This is a genomic window from Pseudomonas serbiensis (assembly GCF_030580745.1).
GTDB classification, from domain to species: Bacteria; Pseudomonadota; Gammaproteobacteria; order Pseudomonadales; family Pseudomonadaceae; genus Aquipseudomonas; species Aquipseudomonas serbiensis.
The window spans coordinates 381,331-402,750 of the sequence record NZ_JAUQOO010000001.1 but is presented as its reverse complement, the minus strand read 5'-3'; the positions used below and the strand labels follow the sequence as shown (position 1 = coordinate 402,750).

The window sequence follows — 21,420 nt, the reverse complement described above, 5'->3', positions numbered from 1 at the left end:
GGAGCCGGACATGAACACACAACACACCTTGCCCAATGACCCGCTGCAACCTTACCTCGACCTGACGCTGCCCCAGCGCCTGCAACACTGGGCTCAGGCCAAGGGTTCGCGCACCGCTCTGGTTTCGGGCGAACTGCGCATGAGCTACACGCAGCTCAATCAACGAGTAGAACGCCTGGCAGGCGGGCTGGCAGCACTCGGCATCGTGGCCGGTGACCGGGTGATGCTGCAACTGCCCAACAGCATTGCCTTTGTCAGCGCCTTTTTCGCCGTGATGCGCATCGGCGCGCTGCCGGTCCTGACCATGCCCACACAACGCGCCCAGGATATCGAAGCGCTGTGCCAACTGGCCGAACCGGTGGCCTACCTGATTCCCGACCGTATCCGTGACTTCGACTACCGGGAAATGGCGGCAGGCATCGTCGAGCGTCAGCACTCGTTGCGCCATGTGATTGTCGACGGTGAGCCGGGGGCTTTCACTGCCCTGTCATCCCTGGATGCGCCCTGCCCGCCATGGCCGGTCATCGACCCGCTCGATACGGCGTTGCTGCTACTGTCTGGCGGCACCACCGGAACACCCAAGTTGATTCCCCGCAGCCACGCAGCCTACGCCTATAACTTTTCCCTTTCGGCAGAGTTGTGCGAAATCGACAGCAGCAGCGTGTACCTCGCGGTACTGCCGACTGCCCATAACTTCACCCTGGCCTGTCCGGGAATATTGGGCAGCCTGGCGGCGGGAGCGACGGTCATTCTGGGCGAAAGCGCCAGTTGCGATCAGGCGATGCCGTTGATCGAGCGCGAGCGTGTCACCCATGTGGCGCTGGTGCCGCCACTGGCACAGCTTTGGGCACAAGGCCGGGAATGGGAAGACAGCGACCTGTCGAGCCTGAAGCTGTTGCAGGTCGGCGGCTCGCGACTCGATCCGGTTCTGGCGCAACAGCTGCTGGATTCTCTCGGCTGTCGCCTGCAGCAGGTGTTCGGCATGGCCGAAGGCTTGCTGTGTTACACCCGGCCCTCGGACTCGCTGGATGTGGTGATCAACACTCAAGGCCGTCCATTGTCGCCATTCGATGAAGTGCGGCTGGTGGATGCCGATCTGCAGGACGTCGCACCGGGCCAGACCGGCGAACTGCTGACCCGTGGCCCTTACACCATTGCCGGTTATTACCGGGCCGAGGCCCACAACGCCGTCAGCTTTACCCCGGATGGCTTTTACCGCAGTGGCGACCTGGCGCGCTGGACACCCGAAGGCAACATCATCGTCGAAGGCCGGATCAAGGAGCAGATCCAGCGCAGTGGGGAAAAGATCTCTGCCGCACTGATCGAATCCCACCTCAATACCCTGCCCGAAGTCGAAGCGGCGGTTGTGGTTGCCGTGCCGGACACGCTGCTGGGCGAGCGCATCTGCGCCTTCATTCTCGGAGAGCAACCGGCAGGCGCGGCTCAGCAGGTGCGTGACCAGTTGCGCGAATGCGGGTTGGGCGAAGACAAGCTGCCCGATCAGTTCGAGTGGGTTGCGGCCTGGCCATTGACCGCCGTGGGCAAGATAGACAAACGCCAACTCGCCGTCATGGCTCAGTGAATCCGGAGTTTTCCATGAGTGCCATCAAGTCCGCGCCTGACTGCCAGAACCTGGGCGACATACGCCAAGGCATCGACAGCATTGATCAGCAGATCGTCAGTCTGCTTGCCCGACGCTTGACCTATGTAAAGGCCGCTACCCGTTTCAAGGCCAACGAACACAGCATTCCCGCCCCGGAGCGGGTCGTGGCCATGCTCGAAGAACGGCGCCAATGGGCCGCCGAGGCGGGGCTGCCTGTGGATCAGACCGAGGATTTCTTCAAGGACCTGATTCACTGGTTCATCAATCAGCAGATCAATCACTGGCGCACCCTGCATCCGGAGGCTTGTGAACAATGAACCCACTCCCATCGTTCGACGGGCTGCTGAAATGCCTGGACGAAGCCCGGCAGCGGGTCAGCCCGAAGCGGCCTTTTGTGCTGGCGTCATTCTCGACGCCATCGCCGGAGGTCGAGCCACTGACGCTGTTCAGCGCCAACCGGGAACATCTGCAACCGGCCAGCCTGTGGCACGTCAAGGCTCAGGCGCAATATCGCCTGGGGCTGGGCCTTGCTCATGAGTTCAATGCCCGCCGCACCGACAGTTGGCAACTGCTTGAAGATCGCTGGCAAAGCCTGGCAGCCGACGCCGTCGTCCATGGCCCGCATCGTCCGGCGCTGTTCGGTGGTTTCGCCTTCGACAGGCACCATCACAGAACCCGGTTATGGCGTGATTTTCCCGATGCTGCGCTGACCCTGCCGCGCTTCGAGCTGCATGAGAACGAGGGCCAGACACGCCTGATCGTCAATGTGCTGGTGGCGCAAGGCACCGTCTGTGAGCAACTGGCCGACAGCCTTGTCAACGAGTGGGCGACCGTTCTCGCCAGACCGGTACCCGTCAAGGCTGCGCCCGTCGACAACTATGTGCGCCTGTCCATGGCGCACTTGTGGAAGCAGGATGTAAGTAATGCTGTGAGCTGGATCCAGCGCAGCGACCTGGAAAAGGTCGTGCTGGCCCGTTCTCAAAACGTACCGGCTGCGCAGCCCTTGCATCAGGTCATGCAACGTCTGCTGCACAAACAACCCAATGCCTATCTGTTTGCATTCGCTCGGCAGGACAGTTGCTTTGTCGGCGCTTCACCGGAATGCCTGCTTACCGTACAAGGCAAGGCGTTTCAGACCATGGCCCTGGCGGGCACAGCACCACGCGGCCAGAACAGCACTGACGATGCGCGGCTGGGAGAGCAATTGCTCGCCAGCCGCAAGGACAACGCCGAGCATGCAATGGTGGTCGCCAGCCTCAGGGAGTGCCTGAGCCAGCACTGCCTGGAACTGGATATCGCTCGCCAGCCACGGCTGCATAAACTGCCGCATATCCAGCACTTGCTGACGCCGGTCCAGGGCACACTCGCGCCAGACGCCCGCTTGCTGGCAATGGTCGAAAGCCTGCACCCGACCCCGGCGGTCGGCGGTTTGCCGCGTAATCAGGCACTGGACTACATACGCAATCACGAGCATCTGGATCGTGGCTGGTACGCCGGGCCGGTAGGCTGGCTGGATGATCGCGGTAGCGGCGAATTTGCCGTCGCCCTGCGCTCTGCCCTGCTGGACGGCAACAGAGCGACCCTGTTTGCAGGGTGCGGGCTGGTCAGTGAATCTGAGCCGGAGAGCGAATATCGGGAGAGTGATCTGAAGATGCAGACCATGCGCGAGGCATTGTCAGGAGGCATGATGGGGATTGGATGACGCTGTCGCGGGCAAGCCCCCTCCCACAATCCCGTGGGAGGGGGCTTGCCCGCGACAGATGGTTTGTCCTTACTTCGCCGCCCCCTGCAAGAAGAACTGCATCAACAATGCTGCCATACCGGAGCGCGCCACCCGGCCGCGCCGTTCTGCATCCACCAGCCCGAACAGCTGGGAAGCGAAGATTTCCGTCAGTACCGGTGCGCCGATGTCGATCCGGAAAATACCTTCGCGCTGACCACGCAGGAAGAAGGCATCCAAAGCATCCGAATACGGCATCCAGCGGGTGCCGCCACAGCGTTCGTCCATGGAATCCGGGCGCCATTGAAAGCACAGGAACACCAGCACTTCACGATGGGTCAGGTGCCCTTCGATCAGACGGCTCAATGCATCCAGCGGTGCAGCGTGCTCCAGGTCCGAGGCTTCAATGACCTGGTTCATCAGCGACGAGCCATGGTTGAGCAACATTTCGATGAGGTTGCTGCGGGTCCCGCAAAAGCGATTGAGGGTAGCCTTGCTCACGCCGGCAGCCTCGGCGATGTCCTTGAACGTGCCTGCCGGATGTTCGACAAGCGCGATAGCCAGAGCTTTCAGGAGTTTTTCATCAGCAGCGGGTAAATCCATTGGGTGGTCTTTCACTCGTCAAAATGGCATGGCGGGCATTGTGCAGAAAAAGCCCATTTCCTCAAAGAACATTAACAATTGCTCACAAAAGATTCATATGAGTCAATATTGACTCACCTTAGTACAGAACAGATCATTCGCAACTTTAGCGACTAATGGGCGTTGCCCGGGTGAAAGCATGAGTACGTTGCGCGAATGGCGTGTTATTCCGGTTGTGACGCTGCTGGCCGCATTGGGCCTGGCAGGTTGTGATCAAAAAGCCCAACAGGGCTGGGGAGCGTCAGGCGCACCACGGGAGGTCGAGTCTGTTGCCGTCAAGACCGAGGCTTTCACCCTGATCAACGAACTGCCCGGCCGCATCGAGCCGGTTCGAGTCGCCCAGGTACGCGCCCGGGTCGCAGGTATCGTGCTCAGTCGCAACTTCGTGGAAGGAGCCGATGTAAAGGCTGGTGACATCCTGTTCCAGATCGACCCTGCTCCGTTCAAGGCCGCCCTTTCCAAGGCCCAGGGTGATCTGGCCCGCACCGAGGCCACGCTGTTCGAGACCCAGGCCACCGTCAAACGCTATGAACCCCTGGTGAAAATCGAAGCAGTCAGCCAGCAGGACTACGACACCGCCAGAGCCGCACTGCAAAACGCCATTGCCGCAAAACGCTCGGCCCAGGCCGATGTCGAGACAGCAAGGCTGGACTTGGGTTATGCCACGGTCAAGGCGCCGATCTCCGGGCGTATCGGCCGAGCCACCGTCACCGAAGGTGCGCTGGTCGGCCAGGGCGAAACCACGCTGATGGCGACCATCCAGCAACTGGACCCGGTGTATGCCGACTTCACCCAGCCGGTGGCCGATGCATTGCGCATGCGTACCGCCATCCAGAACGGCAGCCTGCCCAAGGGCGGTGAAGATGCCCTTTCCCTGAGCGTCGAAGGTACCGATTACCAGAGCCGTGGCACGCTGCTGTTCACCGACATCGAGGTAGACCGCACCACCAGTCAGGTTTCCCTGCGCGCCCGCTTCGCCAACCCCGAAGGCATATTGTTGCCAGGCATGTATGTGCGGGTTCGCACGCCACAGAGCACAAGCGATAACGCGATCCTGATTCCTCAGCGTGCCATCAAGCGTTCCAGCGACGGCGCAGCCCAGGTGCTGGTCATCGGCAAGGATGGAACGGTGGAAGCCAGACCGGTGAAAACCGGAGCGATGCAGGACTCGCGCTGGCAGATCACCGAAGGGTTGAGCGCAGGCGAGCAGATCATCGTCGGCAACATGACCGGCCTCAATCCTGGTGACAAGGTAGTCCCCAAATCGCAACCCGCTCAACAGCAGGCCAAGGCTCTGTAAGGCCGACTTCAGCGCGATCAAGGATAACCTTCTATGTCACTGTTCTTTATCAAGCGCCCCAACTTCGCGTGGGTCGTTGCCTTGTTCATCCTGCTGGCAGGCCTGATGGCGCTGCCGTCATTGCCGGTGGCGCAATACCCGGTCGTGGCTCCGCCGCAGATCACCGTGACTGCCACCTACCCGGGCGCCTCCGCCAAGGTGCTGGTGGACTCGGTCACCAGCGTCATCGAGGACGAACTCAACGGCGCCAAGGGGATGCTGTATTACGAGTCGACCAGCAACTCAACCGGTTCTGCCGAAATCAATGTGACCTTCAATCCGGGCACCAACCCGGACATGGCACAGGTCGAAGTACAGAACCGCATCAAGAAAGCCGAAGCACGCCTGCCGCAACCTGTCCTGAGCCAGGGCCTGCAAGTGGAACAGGCCAGCTCCGGTTTCCTGATGATTTTCACCCTGAGTTACAAGGGTGATTCAACCAACAAGGACACCGTTGCCCTGGCTGACTATGCAGCGCGTAACGTCAACAATGAAATCAGCCGCGTGGCCGGTGTCGGCAAGTTGCAGTTCTTTGCCGCCGAAGCCGCCATGCGCGTATGGATCGACCCGCAGAAGCTGGTGGGTTTCGGGCTGTCCATCGATGACGTGAACACCGCAATTCAGGGCCAGAACGTTCAGGTGCCTGCCGGCAGCTTCGGCAGTACCCCCGGCTCGTCCCTGCAAGAGCTGACCGCGACGCTGGCGGTCAAGGGCACTCTGGATAATCCCGAGGAGTTCGGGCGCATCGTGTTGCGCGCCAATCAGGATGGCTCCACCGTGCATCTGTCCGATGTCGCACGCCTTGCCGTGGGCAGCCAGGATTACAACTTCGAGTCGCGCCTGAACGGCAAGCGTGCCGTAGCGGCTGCCATTCAGCTATCGCCGGGCGCCAACGCCATCGAGACGGTCAAGGCGGTCAAACAGCGCCTGACCGAGCTGTCGGTGAATTTCCCGGACGATGTCGAGTTTTCCGTTCCCTATGACACCTCGCTGTTCGTGGGTGTGGCCATCGACAAGGTGATCTACACCCTGATCGAAGCCATGGTGCTGGTGTTCCTGGTGATGTTCCTGTTCCTGCAGAACATCCGCTACACCCTGATCCCGACCATTGTGGTGCCAGTCTGTCTGGCCGGTACGCTGGCGATCATGTACCTGCTGGGCTTCTCGGTGAACATGATGACCATGTTCGGCATGGTACTGGCCATCGGTATTCTGGTGGACGACGCCATTGTGGTGGTGGAGAACGTCGAGCGGATCATGGCCGAAGAAGGCCTGTCCCCGGCGGCCGCGACGGTCAAGGCGATGGGTCAGGTGTCAGGCGCGATTCTGGGCATCACCCTGGTGCTGGCTGCGGTGTTCCTGCCGCTGGCCTTCATGGGCGGTTCGGTGGGCGTGATCTACCAGCAGTTCTCGCTGTCGCTGGCGGTGTCGATCCTGTTCTCGGGCTTCCTGGCCCTGACGTTCACACCCGCACTGTGTGCCACTCTGCTCAAGCCGATCCCGGCCGGGCATCACGAGAAGCGCGGTTTCTTCGGTGGCTTCAACCGTCTGTTCAACAAGCTGACCCACCGCTACGAGCGCCTGAGTTCAAGCATGCTCAAACGTGCGGGCCGTTACATGCTGCTGTATGTGGGCATCGTCGGTCTGCTGGGCTTTTTCTATCTGCGTCTGCCGGAATCCTTCGTGCCAGTTGAAGACCAGGGCTACCTGATCGTCGACGTGCAACTACCGCCCGGCGCGACCCGTGCGCGCACCGATGAAACTGCGCAACTGTTGGAAAAATACCTGATGTCCCGGGAGAGCAACGACGCGGTGACGATGCTGCTGGGCTTCAGCTTCTCCGGCATGGGCGAAAACGCCGGCCTGGCTTTCCCGACCCTGAAGGACTGGTCCGAACGCGGCAAGGGGCAGTCGGCCGCCGACGAAGCAGCAGCGTTCAACCAGCATTTCGCCGGCCTGAGCGACGGTACGGTCATGGCCGTTACACCACCGCCAATCGAAGGCCTTGGCACGTCGGGCGGTTTTGCCCTGCGCCTGCAAGACCGTGCAGGTCTGGGCCGTGAAGCCCTGCTGGCAGCACGTAATGAATTGCTGGGCAAGGCCAATGGCAACCCGAAAATCCTCTACGCCATGATGGAAGGCCTGGCCGAAGCACCACAGCTGCGTCTGAATATCGACCGGGAAAAAGCCCGCGCCCTGGGGGTGAGTTTCGAGTCGATCAACAATGCCCTGTCCACGGCATTTGGTTCCTCGGTCATCAGTGACTTTGCCAACGCCGGTAGACAGCAACGAGTCGTGGTTCAGGCCGATCAGGACTCGCGGATGACACCGGAAAGCGTTCTGAAACTCCATGTTCCCAACAGCAGCGGCACACTGGTTCCGCTGGGTGCGTTCGTCACCACTCACTGGGAGGAAGGTCCGGTGCAGATCGCCCGCTACAACGGCTATCCGGCGTTCAAGATCTCGGGTGATGCCCCGCCGGGTGTCAGCACTGGCGAGGCGATGGCCGAGATCGAGCGGATTGTCTCCGAGTTGCCACCGGGCATTGGCTATGAGTGGACCGGCCTCTCCTATCAGGAGAAAGTAGCCAGCGGCCAGGCAACGGTGTTGTTCGCCCTGGCGTTGGTGGTGGTGTTCCTGTTGCTGGTTGCGCTTTATGAAAGCTGGGCGATCCCGCTGGTGGTGATGCTGATCGTACCGGTCGGCGCCTTGGGTGCAGTGCTGGCTGTAACGGCGGTCGACATGCCTAACGATGTGTACTTCAAGGTTGGTCTGATCACCATCATCGGTCTGGCAGCGAAGAACGCGATTCTGATCGTCGAGTTCGCCAAGGAACTGTGGGAACAGGGGCATTCCCTGCGCGATTCGGCTCTCCAGGCAGCACGCCTGCGCTTCCGCCCGATCGTCATGACCTCGCTGGCCTTTATCCTGGGTGTCGTCCCGCTGACCATCGCTACCGGTGCCGGCGCTGCCAGCCAGCGTGCCATCGGTACAGGCGTGATTGGCGGCATGTTCAGTGCGACCCTGCTGGGCGTGATTCTGGTGCCGATCTTCTTTGTCTGGGTGCTGTCGGTATTACGCCGCAAGCCCAATGCAATCGAGTAGGAGAGAATCGGGCGGCGCTCCGCTCATTCGCGAATGAATTCGCTACGGATTATTTCTTGCCGTGATCTGTGACCAGGCCGGGCTGACGTCGAGGAGGAACTTCGACGCCATGCTCACCTGGTTCTTGCCCTGTGACTTGGCCGAATACAGCGCCCGGTCGGCCAGTTCGATCAACCCTTCCTGATTCACCGGCTCATTGCGCTGCGCAAGCGTTGCAACCCCCAGGCTGATGGTCACGATGTTGAAGGGGCTCGATATATGCTCGATGCATTGAGTGCGGATGCGCTCCAGAATCGCCTCGGCGACCGCGCTGGCACCCGCCTCGTCAGTATCGGGAATGACCACCGCAAACTCCTCACCGCCATAGCGGGCCGCCATGTCTCCAGGGCGTCTTATGCATTGCTCGATGATCCGGCTGATGATCTTCAGGCACTCGTCACCCGCCAGATGGCCGTAATGGTCGTTATAGAGTTTGAAGTAATCCACATCGATAAGGATCAGCGACAAGGCACGCCGCTCGCGCTTGGCCCGCTTGAATTCGATATCCAGAAACTGATCGAAGCGCCTGCGGTTGGCCAACCCCGTCAGTTTGTCCTGAGAGGCAAGAAGTTCCAGGCTCTGGTTCAGCTCGATCAGCGCGGCCTGGGAAACCAGCAGTTCGCTTTCGGCCCGTATGCGGCGATGGATGTGGCCAATCAGGCGAATCCCCAATCCAACCAGCAACCCCAATAGCACCAGCACCACCACAATCGACTGCCGGGCCTGGCTCCACCAGATTTCCATGGCCTCGTTGCGCCCTACCGCCACCGTGGTCACCAACGGGTAATATTCGCTCCTCTTGAATGCATAGAGACGATCCACACCATCCACATTGGAAATGAACTCGGCCGTACCGGACAGGTTCTTCCGGGTCATGGCAAAAATCGGTGCCGAGGACAGATCGCGATTGATATCAGCCTCTCGGAAGGGGTACCTGACCAACAGCCGTCCCTGTGCCGAACTCAAGCTGATGACCCCGGTGTGCCCGACATCGATATTGGAGTAGAACTTGAGCAAATGATCGATGCTGATGGTGATCAGCATGACGCCGGCAAAACCTGAGTCAGGATTGTCGATTCGCCGGCTGATCGAAACCAGCCAGGCCCCCGTGACACGACTTTGAAAAGCCGGGCCGATGAATACACCTCGGTCGCGGTTATTCTTGTGGTACATGAAGAACTCGCGATCTTCGCCTCCCATCCTGGGGATATGCCGGTTGCTCAGGAAGACCCCGTTGCCCTCTGCGTCATATAGCACCACGCTGTTCAAGGCTTTCAGCGTTGCCATTTCCTGGGCAACCACCGACCTCAGGCGGTCGATCTGCTTTTCGCCGACACCCTCTTTCTCGACCCTTTCGATAAGGCCGACCAGCATCAGCTCACTCTGCCTGAACATGCCCTCGGTGTAGTTGCTCAGGGCACTGGTGAGGTTGACGGTATTGGTTTCGATACTCACCAGCGTATTCTGGCGAACCGTCACTATCTGCCATACCGTCAGTAACACGACGCACAGGCACACAACAAAAATCAGCAATGAGGCAAGACGAAGATCACTCTTCAAAGGCAGCCTCCAAGGCAGGTTGAAAACATGTTCGACGTACACGGATTCATCATTGAACCTGCGCACTCATGATGTGTACCAACCCTGTACCATTCTTTTGCCATCATTTCCAAGATTTGCTCGCATCCCTAGTCCTATTCCTTATTGAAACAGTAGACGTGTTCCGGCCTTGAACGGAAAAAGCTTTGGGCCTCATACGAAAAAAATTGGCGGCCAGATCATGAGCTTAGCTCTGAAAAAGCTCGCACAAGCCTGACACAGAAGCTTTCGCTGGGTATTCTGGCCGGCTTGGCCCAATGGATATGAAACCGTCATGAAGAAAACCCTGAGCACCTTGCTTGCCGCTTCGGCAATCCTGCTTGCAGCCCACTCTGTACAGGCTCACCAGATCTGGTTCGAGCAGGCCCCGGACCGCAGCATGACGTTCTACTACGGCGAATATGACAGCAACATGCTGGAAGTCACACCCGGCGGCATGGATCGCTTCAAGGCCCTGGAAGCTCAGTGGACAAGCGCCTCAGGTACGGTCCCGCTGAAGATGAAACTCGAACGCGACCATTTCTCGGTCGCTCAGAAGCCAGGCAAGAATGATTCATTGCTGGCCGTCGACAAGCAGTACCCGATCTTTCAGGTCAAGGACGAAGGCAAGACCGTCAGCGCCTACTGGACACCAGCCACCCGCTGGGTCAGCGACTTTCGTGTACGCGAGCCCGAACTGGACCTGGATATCGTGCCGACAGGCGTCGTAAAGGGCGATGAAGTGGAGTTTCAGGTCTTTCACCTGCAAGACCCGTTGGGCAATGTTCCCGTGACCCTGTCTTCGGGCTCCGGCTGGGTGCGGCTGGCCAATACAGATGGCGAAGGCAAGGTCAGCTTCAAGCTGCCCTGGAAAGGCACTTATGTGCTGGGTATCGAATACCGCGATCGCTCGGCGGGTGGAGAACGTGTCGGCCTTGATGGCAACAAGGAAAAATACGACATCCTGGCCTATAGCTCGTCGCTCTCCTTCCACAAGAATACAGGCCTGGCACCTCTGCCCCGAGCCGACTCAAGCCTGCCAGCGTCTGAAATCGCTCGCCTGAACAAAAAGTGATTGATGGAGCCTTGTCATGAAAGCTGTTTTCCAGACCCTGCTGGCCGCGACCTGCGCCCTGCTCATGAGCCAGGCCAGTGCCCATGGTGTCCCCCAGCCACAGCACGGTGGCCTGATCGAGGATGCCGGGCTGGTCGCCATCGAAATGGTTGCCACAGGGGATACAGTCGATCTGTACCTGACCGACCATGATGAGCCCGTCAGTACAGAGAATGTCACCGGGGTACTCACCATCACCACCCGCCACAAACGGGTTAAAACCGACATCGTCGCGCTCAGCGGCAATCAACTGCAAAGCAAGGGCGTGAGTTACCAGTCGGGCTCACGGATCAGCGCCCTGCTGACCCTGGCGGATGGCAAGACCAAGGTCAGCGCCCGGTTCAAAGTTCCGTGATGGGGTTGAATATGGCATTCAGGACCGGCCTCGGTTTTTACCCTGCTTGCAGGATATTTCTGATGGACCTGCCCCTATCTCGACCGTAAAAAAGTACTCCCCGACCCACCTGTTCCTTCCCTCGAAGAATCCCTGCTGCACATCTGCGAACTGCTGCGCTGCGCAGCCGCCACCGCCTACGAATTCTGGCAATCGCTACAAACCACATTCTTTGGTAACTGTCTCTACCACAAGCGTTTCGGGCACCTGGCCAGTATGCATGTCCAGGATTTTTAACGAGCAACCCTGCTCAGGCGTTGATTGGCTCATCTGATAGGTCGCTCCAGCTTTGGGAACAAAGCTGCTGACGTTCAAACAGGTTTTGCCAATCAGTGAACCCGGGGTGGGCTGGTGGATTTTTGTGCCCGAGCTCACGGCGATCAAGTAAATACGTCGATCAGGCTTGATAAAGAATCGATTTTTTTCGGGCTCCGATTCCGAAACGGCACCCAGCACACCGGTTTCGTCTGTGTCGGTACAACGGTTGTCATAATACGCATCGTACGCCTGGAAGCCTCCAGAAATGAGGGCGTTGGTGCTCCACTTGGCAATCAGGGTTGCATGCGCAGCGTTTGGTGCTGGCTGCTGGTAGTGACCAACGCAGCCCGCCAACAATGCCAAGCATAAGAATAGAAAGGGTTTGATCAATTTCACACCGGTGGTAAACGAGGAAAGGAAGCAAGTTGGTTATCGACTGCTCTGTGGTAAGCAATAGTGCTGAGTTAAGGATTCTCCGATCAAGTCCGCAGGATGCCATTCCAAAAGCCAAAAGCATCGGCCATACCTCAACAGCCCAAAGCTCCATTATTCTCACTCGTCACTATCTGCAAAGGCACATGAACACAATGCCGCTTTGGATCAAAGGCTGGTGCCTCCTGCAACTCGACCAGCAACCGGATCAGGGAAGTGCCGATTAGCAGTGGCTGCGAATCGATGACCAGGCTGACCACGCCCTGCTCAAGGGCCTGACACGACAGGGGCGTCGACTCCAGCAGGATGCTGCAGATCGACGGCCGCTCGGGCAGTTGAGCCAGCGCCTTGATGATGCCATCTCCCCCGCCTCCGACTACGCACAGGCCGCGCAGGTCGTCATGGCGGGCCAGCAGGTCAAGCGTGGCCTCCTCGGTGATGTCGTCGTTATCCATGTTCACCAACGCTTCCAGCATGCGCAACTGCGGTGCATGTTCTGTCAGGTAGCTGCGCAGGCCATCGACACGGGCCTGATGTCCCAGAAAGCGATGCCCGCCCATCAATACACCGACACAACCTTCGCGGGCACCCCCGAAGTGCGCGACCAGCCAGCCCATGGTACGCCCGACCTGGTGATTGTCCTGCCCGACATAAGGCCCTTGCCGGGTGTCGTGAAAGTCCGACAGCAAGGCCACGACAGGCACGCCGGCAGCGCGTATCTGCGTGATGGTCTGGTTGATCAGCGGATGGGCAAAGCTGACCACGCCAAGACCGTCGTACTTCACCGCCAGTTGTTCGATCTGCCCGGCAATGACAGCCGGTGTGCGGTCGGTGATGTACTCGAAGTGGCACGTGAGATTCGCATCGGGCCAGGCCCGCGCCGCCTCATTGATGGCGGCGGCAAGATTGGCGTAGAACGCCTGGGCCGTCCCCAGCAACAGGATGCCGAAACGGTAGTGAGGACGACGTTCACGAATTCGCTGGCCAATCAGCCGGGCAGCGAAATAACCGACCGACTCGGCCGCTTGCAGCACCTGCTCGGCCGTTTGCGGGCTGACCGGTGCCCTGTCGTTGAGCACCCGGTCCACGGTGGCGACACTCAACCCGGCACGCTCGGCCACTGTGGCAATCGTAGGACGTTTCTTGTTATTCATGTTTGATCCCTTGATAGAAAACTATCATTCCGCTCCGGGGCTGGATGATAGCTTGATAGAGAATGAATTCAAGGGATTGAGTGACTTACTGCAACTGCCTACTCTTTTCTCCAGCGATGCAATCAAACAAACATCGCGGCAAGTTCCAACAATAAACATGCTTGCGGAGAATAATAAAATGCCTGAACACGATTCAGCCTTTGAACAGGATATTCAATACAAGCGCCGGGATTATCGACTGACCGGTCCAGAGGCAGCACGTGCCGCGCAAAAAGGTCTGGTCTCGGCCACCTGGTATCAATGCCCTGTCCCTCGCAAGCGCATGAAGGAATTGATGCAACGCAGCGATGGTCCGGCCCTGCGTGATACCGCGCTGTGGTTTCTGACGCTGGGGCTGTCCGGCTGGGGTGGCTACTGGTTCTGGGGAAGCTGGGCGTGCGTGCCGTTTTTCATTGTCTATGGCGTGCTGTATGGCACAGCCTCCAATGCCCGCTGGCATGAAACCGGCCACGGCACGGCCTTCAAGACCCGCTGGATGAACGATGTCGTCTATCACATTGCCAGTTTCATGTGCATCTTCGAGCCCCATGTCTGGCGCTGGAGCCATGCCCGTCATCACACCGACACCATCATCGTCGGCCGGGACCCGGAGATCGTCGAACCACGTCCGCCCAGTCTGTTGAAGATGTTTCTGAACCTGCTCAGCCTGCCCCGCGCCCTGGAAACCTTTCGCGGTGTCCTGCGCCATGCCCAGGGCCATGCGAGTGATGAAGAACGGGATTTCATCCCTGAATCCGAGCTGCCCAAGGTCTTTCGTGCGGCGCGGATCTGGCTGGTGATCTATGCCCTGACCATCATGGCCGCACTCTATCTGCACAGTTGGCTGCCGTTGATGTTTATCGGTCTACCGTCACTTTATGGCGGCTGGCTTTCCTATCTTTTCGGTATTACGCAACATGTAGGGTTGGCCGAAGATACATTGGACCACCGCACTAACTGCCGAACCATTTATATGAACCCTGTGCTTCGGTTCCTCTACATGAACATGAACTATCACCTGGAACATCACATGTTTCCCATGGTGCCTTATCACGCCCTGGCCCAACTTCATGCCGAAATAGTCGACGATTGTCCGCCGCCCTATCGCAGCCTGTTCGAGGCTTTCAGGGAGATCCTTCCAACGGTCTGGAAACAGCGCAAGGACCCGACCTACTTCGTTCGCCGCCCGTTGCAACCACGCCGGGAAAGCAGTGAACAGGCACTTGCCGAGTCCTGAACGGCCCCTCGCTGGATCCCACGAAAAACAACAAGAGAGTTTGCCATGACCGACCAATGGATCGACGTATGCGCTGTGGACGACATAGACGAAGAAGATGTCATTCGTTTCGACCATGCCCAGCGCACCTATGCGGTTTACCGCTCTGCCGACAGTGAGTTTTTCGCCACCGACGGCCTGTGCTCCCATGAGGCCATTCACCTCGCCGACGGGCTGGTGATGGCGCATGTGATCGAGTGCCCCAAACACAATGGACGCTTCGATTACCGCTCTGGCCAGGCCTTGGGGGCTCCGGTCTGCGTCAATCTCAAGACCTATCAGGTCCGGGTCGAAGCGGGACGTGTCCTGCTCGGCCTCACCTCATGAAAGGGGGAATCGCCATGCCTGCTCATGACGCTCCACTGGTGATCATCGGCGCCGGGCATGCCGGTGGCCGTGCGGCCCTGACTCTGCGGGCCGAGGGTTACAGCGGTCGTCTGGTGCTGATCGGTGATGAAAGGCACCTGCCCTACGAGCGTCCGCCACTGTCCAAGGAATTGCTCAAGGGCACGATGGACCTTGCTGCATGCAGCCTCTGCGATGAGGCCCGGCTGGCCGAACTGAACATCGAGCATCTGTCGGGCAACCCGGTGACAGCACTGGACCCGTCCCGTCATCGCCTACAACTGGCCGACGGAAACTGGCTGGATTATGCCCGCCTGTTGATTGCCACCGGTGGCCGGGCACGGCAGTTGCCCATTGCTGTGCAGCAGCCCGCCAACCTGCTTTACCTTCGGACCCATGACGAAGCCATTGCCTTGCGAACGTCGCTCAAGCCGGGAACTCGTCTGGTGGTGATCGGTGGCGGCTTCATCGGCCTGGAGGTCGCGGCCACTGCCCGAGCCCTGGATTGCCAGGTGACCTTGCTGGAGGCCGGGCCGCGTCTGGCGGGTCGAGTCCTGCCAGGGCCTGTTTCCGCCGCCCTGCTGGCACTGCATGTACGCAACGGCGTGAACGTACGTCTGAATGCAGCCATTGAAACCTTGCAGGGCGCGCCCCGTGTAGAGGCCGTGCAACTGGTCAACGGCGAGCAGTTTGCCTGTGACCTGGTGGTCGCAGGTATTGGCATGCAACCCAATATCGAGCTGGCCAGAGCAGCAGGTCTTGAGGTCGGGCAAGGCATTCGTGTCGATGAACAATTGCGTACCAGCGCCCCGGATATCTTTGCCGCCGGGGATGTCTGCGAGTTCCGCCTGCACCCCGAGGGTGACTTTCAACGTCAGGAAACCTGGCGCAATGCCGAAGCCCAGGGGCGACATGCGGCCTTGAATATGCTGGGTGCCGGGCAGCCATTCAACGATGTACCCGGCTTCTGGAGCGATCAGTACGATTGGGGGCTGCAAACCGTGGGGCAGGTTTCAAATAGCGAGCCTGATGCCACACGTGTCACCCCGGCGGACGGCTTCGTGCTGTTTTACCTCGACCCGCAACAACGTCTGATCGGCGCCTGCGGCTGGGGACCGGGTAACAGCGTCGCCAAGGACATCAAGCTTTGCGAACGGCTGATCGGCAGTCAGATCCGCCTGGATGCGGGGCAACTGGCCAATCCCGATATGCCACTCAAGCAATTGCTGAGGAACTGACATGCGTGAATTCCTGATCTTTCAGTCACTCTGGGCAATGCTCGATCATCAGGGGCAGTGCGACCTCTCTCTTGAGGCGCAACTGGAGAAAATCGCGGCGGCAGGGTTTGACGGCATCACCGATCACTTCTGGGTCCCCGGACATGTGAAGCGGCTAGCCTCTGCTGCCAACGCTCAGGGCCTGCAGATCGAAGGCCAGTTGTTTCCGCGTACCGTGGACGATCTGGCCAGAGCCATCGATGTGATTTCACCTCACGGCTGCCACCACCTCACCCTGCAAGCGGATGCGCAACCACGGACATTGCACCAGGCCATCGACCTGATAGAGGGCTGGCAGCGACTGGCCGAGCAGGCAGCGTTTCCGATCCTGCTGGAAACCCATCGCTATCGCATCACCAGCGACTTGTTGTTCACCCTGGATATCCTCGCCGAGATGCCGGACCTCAAGCTTCTGGCCGATCTGTCCCATTACGTCGTGGGCCGGGAACTGCCCTTGCCTGCGGCCTCGCAAGACGAAGAGCATTTGCAGACCATTCTGCGCCATAGCTGGGGTTTCCATGGCCGGGTCGCCAACAGTGAACAGGTGCAAATACCCATCACCTTTGCCCAGCATCGGCCCTGGCTGGACTACTTTCTCAAGCTCTGGCGCTACGGCATCGAGGACTGGCTGAACCGCCCGCTCGGCGAAACCGGCAGCCTGTCATTTACCTGCGAACTCGGCCCGCCGCCCTATGCAATCACCGGCCCGGACGGGCGTGATATCACCGACCGCTGGGCCGAGGCGCTGTTGCTCAAACAACTGATCGGCGAGGTCTGGAAAGAATGTCAGGCTAGCCGGCGCCAGTACTCTTCTCGCGTTTCATCTGCACCACCAGTGTGAAGCGGTCATCCGGGTGAATGGTTTCGGACACCACCATCAAGGCCCCTGAATCGTCTCGATACTGGCGAATGATCTTCAGGCCGGGCGAGCCCGTCTCGGCATTGAGGCTCCTGGCGATTTCCGGGGTCAGGAGCACCGCTCGCACCTGCTGGTCCACCACGTCGATATGGCGACCGAAATGCTGCTCGATCAGTGCCGCGATCAGTTCGTCGGGGTGCTGCTCGGCCAGTTCGATCACGGCCGAGTAGCCATCCTGCGCGTAGACATCCGTCCAGCACAAAGGCGCATTGATGTTCTGCTGGTCGACCCGAATGCTCGACACGCAAAAGTAATGCTCCCCCGGCTCAAGCCCCAGACGCCGGGCTTCGGCGATATCCGCAACGAAATGACGAACGTTCTGGATGCTGCGCACCTGCGTCTCGGCCAGATGAACCAGATCCGACACCGATGCCAATGAATGCGAGTAGCCGCCTCTCGGCGAGCTGGCTTCGACCCGCGTCCCCACCCGCTTGCGTCGTGATACCAGGCCCTGATTCTGCAACTGGGTGATGGCCGCACGCACGGTATGGCGGCTCACGTCATAAAGCTCACATAACTCGAACTCGGTGGGTAGCAGGCTCCCCACCGGGTAGCGGCCGCTGGCAATGCCCTCCAGCAAGTCCTTGGCAACAACCGCATAGCGCGTCTGGTTCATACCTTTCATCAGTCCCGGTCTTTCTGCGAGTTGACAGTGTATCAGCGAGCGGGCAAGAATTATGTACGGACATTTATAATATGTCCGACCAATAACAACATATCAGGTATCTCTTCATGTCCAGCACCGTCTTCGACTCCGCCCTCTTTCGCGATATGTTCGGCACCGCCGAGATGCGCGCCGTGTTTTCCGACAAAGCCCTGATCGAACGCTATATCGAGGTCGAGGTTGCCCTCGCTCGTGCAGAAGCCCGTTGTGGCGTGATCCCCGCCGAGGCGGCCGAGCAGATCGCCGAACTGGCCACTTACTCGTCGCTGGATCTGGCGCTCATGCAGCACGAAACCGAAATCGTCGGTTATCCGATCCTGCCTCTGGTCGAACAACTGTCCAAAACCTGCGGCGAAGCCGGACGCTATGTGCATTGGGGCGCGACCACCCAGGACATCATGGACACCGCTGTGGTGTTGCAGGTACGCGCAGCCCTGGCCATCGTCGAACGTGATATCCAGAGCGTGCGCAACCTGCTGGCCGGTCTGGCCCAGCGTTATCGCGATACCCCGATGGCTGGCCGGACTCACTTGCAACATGCCCTGCCCATCACCTTCGGCTACAAATGCGCGGTCTGGCTGAGCATGTTCGACCGCCACGCCGAGCGTCTGGTGGAGTTGCGCCCGCGGGTGGAAATCGGTCAGTTCGCAGGGGCCGCAGGCACCCTGGCCTCGCTGGGCGACAAGGGCCTGGAAGTGCAGGAAGCCTTGATGGCCGAGCTGGGCCTTGGCGTCCCTCAGGCGACCTGGCATGTGGCTCGCGATGGCTTGGCTGAAACCCTGAACTTCCTGGGCCTGGTGACCGGTTCGCTGGGCAAGATCGCGCTGGACATCATGATGATGATGACCAGCGAGCTGGGCGAAGTGTACGAACCCTTCGTCAAGGGACGTGGTGCCAGCAGCACCATGCCGCAGAAACGCAACCCGATTTCCTGCGAGCTGATGTATGCCGCCGCCAAGGGTGTACGCCAGCAGGCAGGCCTGATGCTCGACGCCATGATTCAGGATTTCGAGCGCTCCACCGGCCCATGGCAGGCCGAATGGATCGCCATTCCCGAAGCCTTCGCCTTGAGCGCCGCGTCCCTGGGCCAGGCGACCTTCATGCTCGCCGGGCTTGAAGTACGCCCCGAGCGCATGCGCAAGAACCTGGACATGACCCAAGGCCTGATCGTGGCCGAAGCGGTGATGATGGGACTGGCTCCGGCATTGGGTCGCCAGGTCGCCCATGACGTGGTGTATACCGCCTGCCGCATGGCCAACGATCAGGGCATCAGCCTGCTCGACGCCCTTCTCGCCCAAGGCGAAGCCACCGCACAACTGGACATCGAGGAACTCAAGCGTCTGACCGATCCGGCCAACTATCTGGGCCTGGCCCCGCAGATGGTCGATATCGCCCTGGCCCGAGAGGGCTCTGTCAAACGCTGATCCTCCGAAGGCCCGGTCAAGGCCGGGTCATTGCCTTTGCTTGCCAATAAAAACAATGAGATTGCAATCATGTCCACGACCACCAAGAAACCGTTCTACAAGGACCTGACCTTTCAGGTCATCGCTGCGATGGTGCTGGGTATCGCCTTCGGCTTCATGGCTCCGGAGCTGGCGGCCAAGTTCAAGATCCTCGGCGATATCTTCCTCAAGCTGATCAAGACCGCTGTTGCGCCACTGGTGTTTTTCACCGTGGTTCATGGCATCGCCTCGGCCGGCGATATCAAGCGGGTCGGCAAGGTGGGCCTGCGCGCCCTGATCTATTTCGAGATCGTGTCCACCATTGCTCTGGCTCTGGGCCTGCTGTGGGGCAACCTGCTGCAGATCGGCTCAGGCATGCATGACGCACACCCGAGCAGCAATACCGCAGCGGCAGCCAGCGCGGCAATCGCCAAAGGCCACGCACCGACCTCGACGCTGGACTTCATCTACGGGATCTTCCCGGACAACTTCGTCGGAGCCTTCTCCGGCGGTCAACTGCTGCAAGTGCTGGTGATCTCGGTGTTCTTCGGTTTTGCGCTGCTGGCACTCAAGCCCGAACGCCGGGAAGTCATCGAGGATGGCCTGAATCGCATCTCCGAGTGCTTCTTCGAGTTCATCAACCTGATCATGAAGTTCGCGCCTCTGGGTGCATTCGGCTCGGTGGCGTACGCCGTCGGCAGCAACGGCACGGCAGTGCTGATGTCGCTGGCCAATCTGGTGCTGATGTTCTACGTCTGCGTGGCCTTCTTCATCTTTGTAGTGCTGGGCGTGGTGTGCCGTATTTCCGGGTTCAGCCTGTGGCGCTTCCTGAAGTACATCAAGGATGAAATCTTCATCGTTCTGGGAACGGCCTCCTCGGAAAGCGCCCTGCCACGCCTGCTGCAAAAGCTGGAGAAGTTCGGCTGTTCCAAGCAGAGCGTGGGCCTGGTACTGCCTACCGGCTATGCCTTCAACCTGGACGGCACGTCCATCTACATGTCGCTGTGTGTGCTGTTCATCGCCAATGCCTACGGCGTGCCGCTGAGCTGGGAGCAACAACTGGGCATCATCGCCCTGATGCTGGTGACCTCCAAAGGCGCCGCCGCCGTGTCGGGAGGCAGCTTTGTGGTATTCGCCGCGACAGTGACCGCCATCGGCGTACTGCCAGCCGAAGGCCTGGCGCTGCTGTTCGGGGTCTACCGCTTCATGTCCATGGCCATCGCCACCTGCAACACCATTGGCAATAGCGTCGCAACAGTGGTGGTTTCCAAATGGTCGGGCGAGTTTACAGAAGCGACAGCCCAGGCTGAATACAGCCGTGTGCTGGGGCGTAGTCCGCAGGCTGCGTTGTAAATTCAGCAGTAAGGCATCAAGGCCCCGGAGCAATCCGGGGCTTTTCCTGTTCTGCGTGCGAAGCACGTTTCACCGCCTGTATAAGTTGCTCATTCGACAAGGGGTGATCAAGCACCGCATAGGCATTGAGGAATGCACCCAACGCCCGCACTGTAGACTCGCCGAGATACTGGCTGGTGGGGTTCTTGAGGATGCCCAGCAGCCCCGGCAGCAGGGTTTCAGCCTGATGCAATGAGTGAAAGTGTTGAGCGGTGACCATCGAATCACTGCGCCTGAGCATGCCAGCCTCCATCTGCCGCTCCAGATAGTCGGCAAGCGCTTGCAGTCCTTTGGCAGGCCCCGTCGCATAGAACATTACGCCTATATCGCTTCTCCCGGACACCGCAATCATCGTGCGCATGATCTGCAATGTCTGCTCATCGGTCATCAGCCTGCTCAAGCTGTAGCCGACCCTTGCCAATGCCACAGGAAGTGGCTCATCGGTAGTTGCAAGGGAGTCAAACAGCGAACCTAGCAAACCCTCGGCAACGTTATGCGCAACAGCGACGAAGAGGTCTTCCTTGTTCGCGAAATAACCGTATAGCGTGCGTTTTGATCCGCCGACCCGAGCGGCGATCTGAGACATCGACGCCCCCTCGAAACCAGACTCCAGAAAAACCTGAGAAGCAGCCTCAAGAATGGCTTGGCGCTTGGCTTCTGTCCTGACGCGCATAAAAAACTCCTTATA

The 21,420-nt window shown here is 59.5% G+C and carries 19 protein-coding genes; 13 read left to right on the top strand and 6 right to left on the bottom strand.

Translation table 11 applies throughout. The features are described from left to right. Window positions 1–10: 10 nt before the first annotated feature. From Q6A51_RS01780 to Q6A51_RS01770, 3 genes are read left to right on the top strand one after another with little or no spacing between them, the layout of a single operon-like run. Window positions 11–1,582, top strand: coding sequence for a (2,3-dihydroxybenzoyl)adenylate synthase (locus tag Q6A51_RS01780; RefSeq protein ID WP_304573988.1), 1,572 nt, complete (start codon window positions 11–13; stop codon window positions 1,580–1,582). Window positions 1,583–1,596: 14 nt separating this feature from the next. Continuing rightward, the gene (locus Q6A51_RS01775) at window positions 1,597–1,920 is read left to right on the top strand and encodes an isochorismate lyase (RefSeq protein ID WP_025259794.1); all 324 of its coding nucleotides are present in this window, start codon (window positions 1,597–1,599) and stop codon (window positions 1,918–1,920) included. Further along, window positions 1,917–3,305 (top strand): isochorismate synthase, encoded by a 1,389-nt coding sequence (locus tag Q6A51_RS01770; protein ID WP_304573987.1) that lies wholly within the window; start codon window positions 1,917–1,919, stop codon window positions 3,303–3,305. Before Q6A51_RS01775 ends, Q6A51_RS01770 begins: the two co-directional genes overlap by 4 nt. Window positions 3,306–3,374: 69 nt before the next feature. On the opposite strand, the gene Q6A51_RS01765 is transcribed toward Q6A51_RS01770, so the two are convergent. Further along, window positions 3,375–3,926 carry a TetR/AcrR family transcriptional regulator gene (locus Q6A51_RS01765; RefSeq protein ID WP_201017567.1) on the bottom strand — a complete coding sequence of 184 codons (552 nt, stop codon included), beginning with the start codon at window positions 3,924–3,926 and terminating at the stop codon, window positions 3,375–3,377. 178 nt (window positions 3,927–4,104) lie between these two features. Between Q6A51_RS01765 and Q6A51_RS01760 the strand changes: the two genes are divergently transcribed. Beyond that, complete coding sequence (locus tag Q6A51_RS01760) at window positions 4,105–5,265, top strand: efflux RND transporter periplasmic adaptor subunit (RefSeq protein WP_201001910.1); 1,161 nt, start codon at window positions 4,105–4,107, stop codon at window positions 5,263–5,265. A 33-nt stretch (window positions 5,266–5,298) separates the two neighbouring features. Continuing rightward, window positions 5,299–8,409: an efflux RND transporter permease subunit gene (locus Q6A51_RS01755; RefSeq protein WP_304573986.1), complete on the top strand. Its 3,111-nt coding sequence runs from the start codon at window positions 5,299–5,301 to the stop codon at window positions 8,407–8,409. A 42-nt stretch (window positions 8,410–8,451) separates the two neighbouring features. Here Q6A51_RS01755 and Q6A51_RS01750 read toward each other — a convergent pair whose 3' ends face one another. After that, window positions 8,452–10,008: a sensor domain-containing diguanylate cyclase gene (locus Q6A51_RS01750; RefSeq protein WP_304573985.1), complete on the bottom strand. Its 1,557-nt coding sequence runs from the start codon at window positions 10,006–10,008 to the stop codon at window positions 8,452–8,454. Between the two features lie 313 nt (window positions 10,009–10,321). On the opposite strand from Q6A51_RS01750, the gene Q6A51_RS01745 reads away from it, so the two are divergent. Together Q6A51_RS01745 and Q6A51_RS01740 are read left to right on the top strand one after the other, a co-directional pair. Then, entirely contained in the window at window positions 10,322–11,101 is a 780-nt protein-coding gene (locus Q6A51_RS01745) for a DUF4198 domain-containing protein (RefSeq protein WP_201017570.1), read from the top strand. A gap of 16 nt (window positions 11,102–11,117) precedes the next feature. Continuing rightward, entirely contained in the window at window positions 11,118–11,495 is a 378-nt protein-coding gene (locus Q6A51_RS01740; protein ID WP_304573984.1) for a hypothetical protein, read from the top strand. 195 nt (window positions 11,496–11,690) lie between these two features. Here Q6A51_RS01740 and Q6A51_RS01735 read toward each other — a convergent pair whose 3' ends face one another. Then, on the bottom strand, window positions 11,691–12,188 hold the full coding sequence (locus Q6A51_RS01735; protein ID WP_304573983.1) for a hypothetical protein: 498 nt from the start codon (window positions 12,186–12,188) through the stop codon (window positions 11,691–11,693). Between the two features lie 131 nt (window positions 12,189–12,319). Beyond that, window positions 12,320–13,378, bottom strand: a complete 1,059-nt coding sequence (locus Q6A51_RS01730; RefSeq protein WP_304573982.1) for a LacI family DNA-binding transcriptional regulator — start codon at window positions 13,376–13,378, stop codon at window positions 12,320–12,322. Window positions 13,379–13,556: 178 nt separating this feature from the next. Here Q6A51_RS01730 and Q6A51_RS01725 point away from each other — a divergent pair, with 178 nt between their 5' ends. From Q6A51_RS01725 to Q6A51_RS01710, 4 genes are read left to right on the top strand one after another with little or no spacing between them, the layout of a single operon-like run. Then, window positions 13,557–14,654, top strand: a complete 1,098-nt coding sequence (locus Q6A51_RS01725) for a fatty acid desaturase family protein (protein ID WP_122321239.1) — start codon at window positions 13,557–13,559, stop codon at window positions 14,652–14,654. Window positions 14,655–14,699: 45 nt separating this feature from the next. Then, the gene (locus Q6A51_RS01720) at window positions 14,700–15,020 is read left to right on the top strand and encodes a MocE family 2Fe-2S type ferredoxin (RefSeq protein ID WP_122321237.1); all 321 of its coding nucleotides are present in this window, start codon (window positions 14,700–14,702) and stop codon (window positions 15,018–15,020) included. A gap of 14 nt (window positions 15,021–15,034) precedes the next feature. Beyond that, entirely contained in the window at window positions 15,035–16,276 is a 1,242-nt protein-coding gene (locus Q6A51_RS01715) for an NAD(P)/FAD-dependent oxidoreductase (RefSeq protein ID WP_304573981.1), read from the top strand. 1 nt (window position 16,277) lies between these two features. Continuing rightward, window positions 16,278–17,156: a sugar phosphate isomerase/epimerase family protein gene (locus Q6A51_RS01710; RefSeq protein WP_304573980.1), complete on the top strand. Its 879-nt coding sequence runs from the start codon at window positions 16,278–16,280 to the stop codon at window positions 17,154–17,156. Here the strand turns inward: Q6A51_RS01710 and Q6A51_RS01705 are convergent. Then, window positions 17,107–17,850 (bottom strand): GntR family transcriptional regulator, encoded by a 744-nt coding sequence (locus tag Q6A51_RS01705; RefSeq protein WP_122321295.1) that lies wholly within the window; start codon window positions 17,848–17,850, stop codon window positions 17,107–17,109. The genes Q6A51_RS01710 and Q6A51_RS01705 overlap by 50 nt on opposite strands. A gap of 116 nt (window positions 17,851–17,966) precedes the next feature. Between Q6A51_RS01705 and Q6A51_RS01700 the strand changes: the two genes are divergently transcribed. Together Q6A51_RS01700 and Q6A51_RS01695 are read left to right on the top strand one after the other, a co-directional pair. Further along, entirely contained in the window at window positions 17,967–19,322 is a 1,356-nt protein-coding gene (locus Q6A51_RS01700) for a class-II fumarase/aspartase family protein (protein WP_304573979.1), read from the top strand. Between the two features lie 69 nt (window positions 19,323–19,391). Then, complete coding sequence (locus tag Q6A51_RS01695; RefSeq protein ID WP_201017580.1) at window positions 19,392–20,693, top strand: cation:dicarboxylate symporter family transporter; 1,302 nt, start codon at window positions 19,392–19,394, stop codon at window positions 20,691–20,693. Window positions 20,694–20,709: 16 nt separating this feature from the next. Here the strand turns inward: Q6A51_RS01695 and Q6A51_RS01690 are convergent, their stop codons facing one another. Then, window positions 20,710–21,405 carry a TetR/AcrR family transcriptional regulator gene (locus Q6A51_RS01690; protein WP_304573978.1) on the bottom strand — a complete coding sequence of 232 codons (696 nt, stop codon included), beginning with the start codon at window positions 21,403–21,405 and terminating at the stop codon, window positions 20,710–20,712. Between the last annotated feature and the right edge of the window lie 15 nt (window positions 21,406–21,420).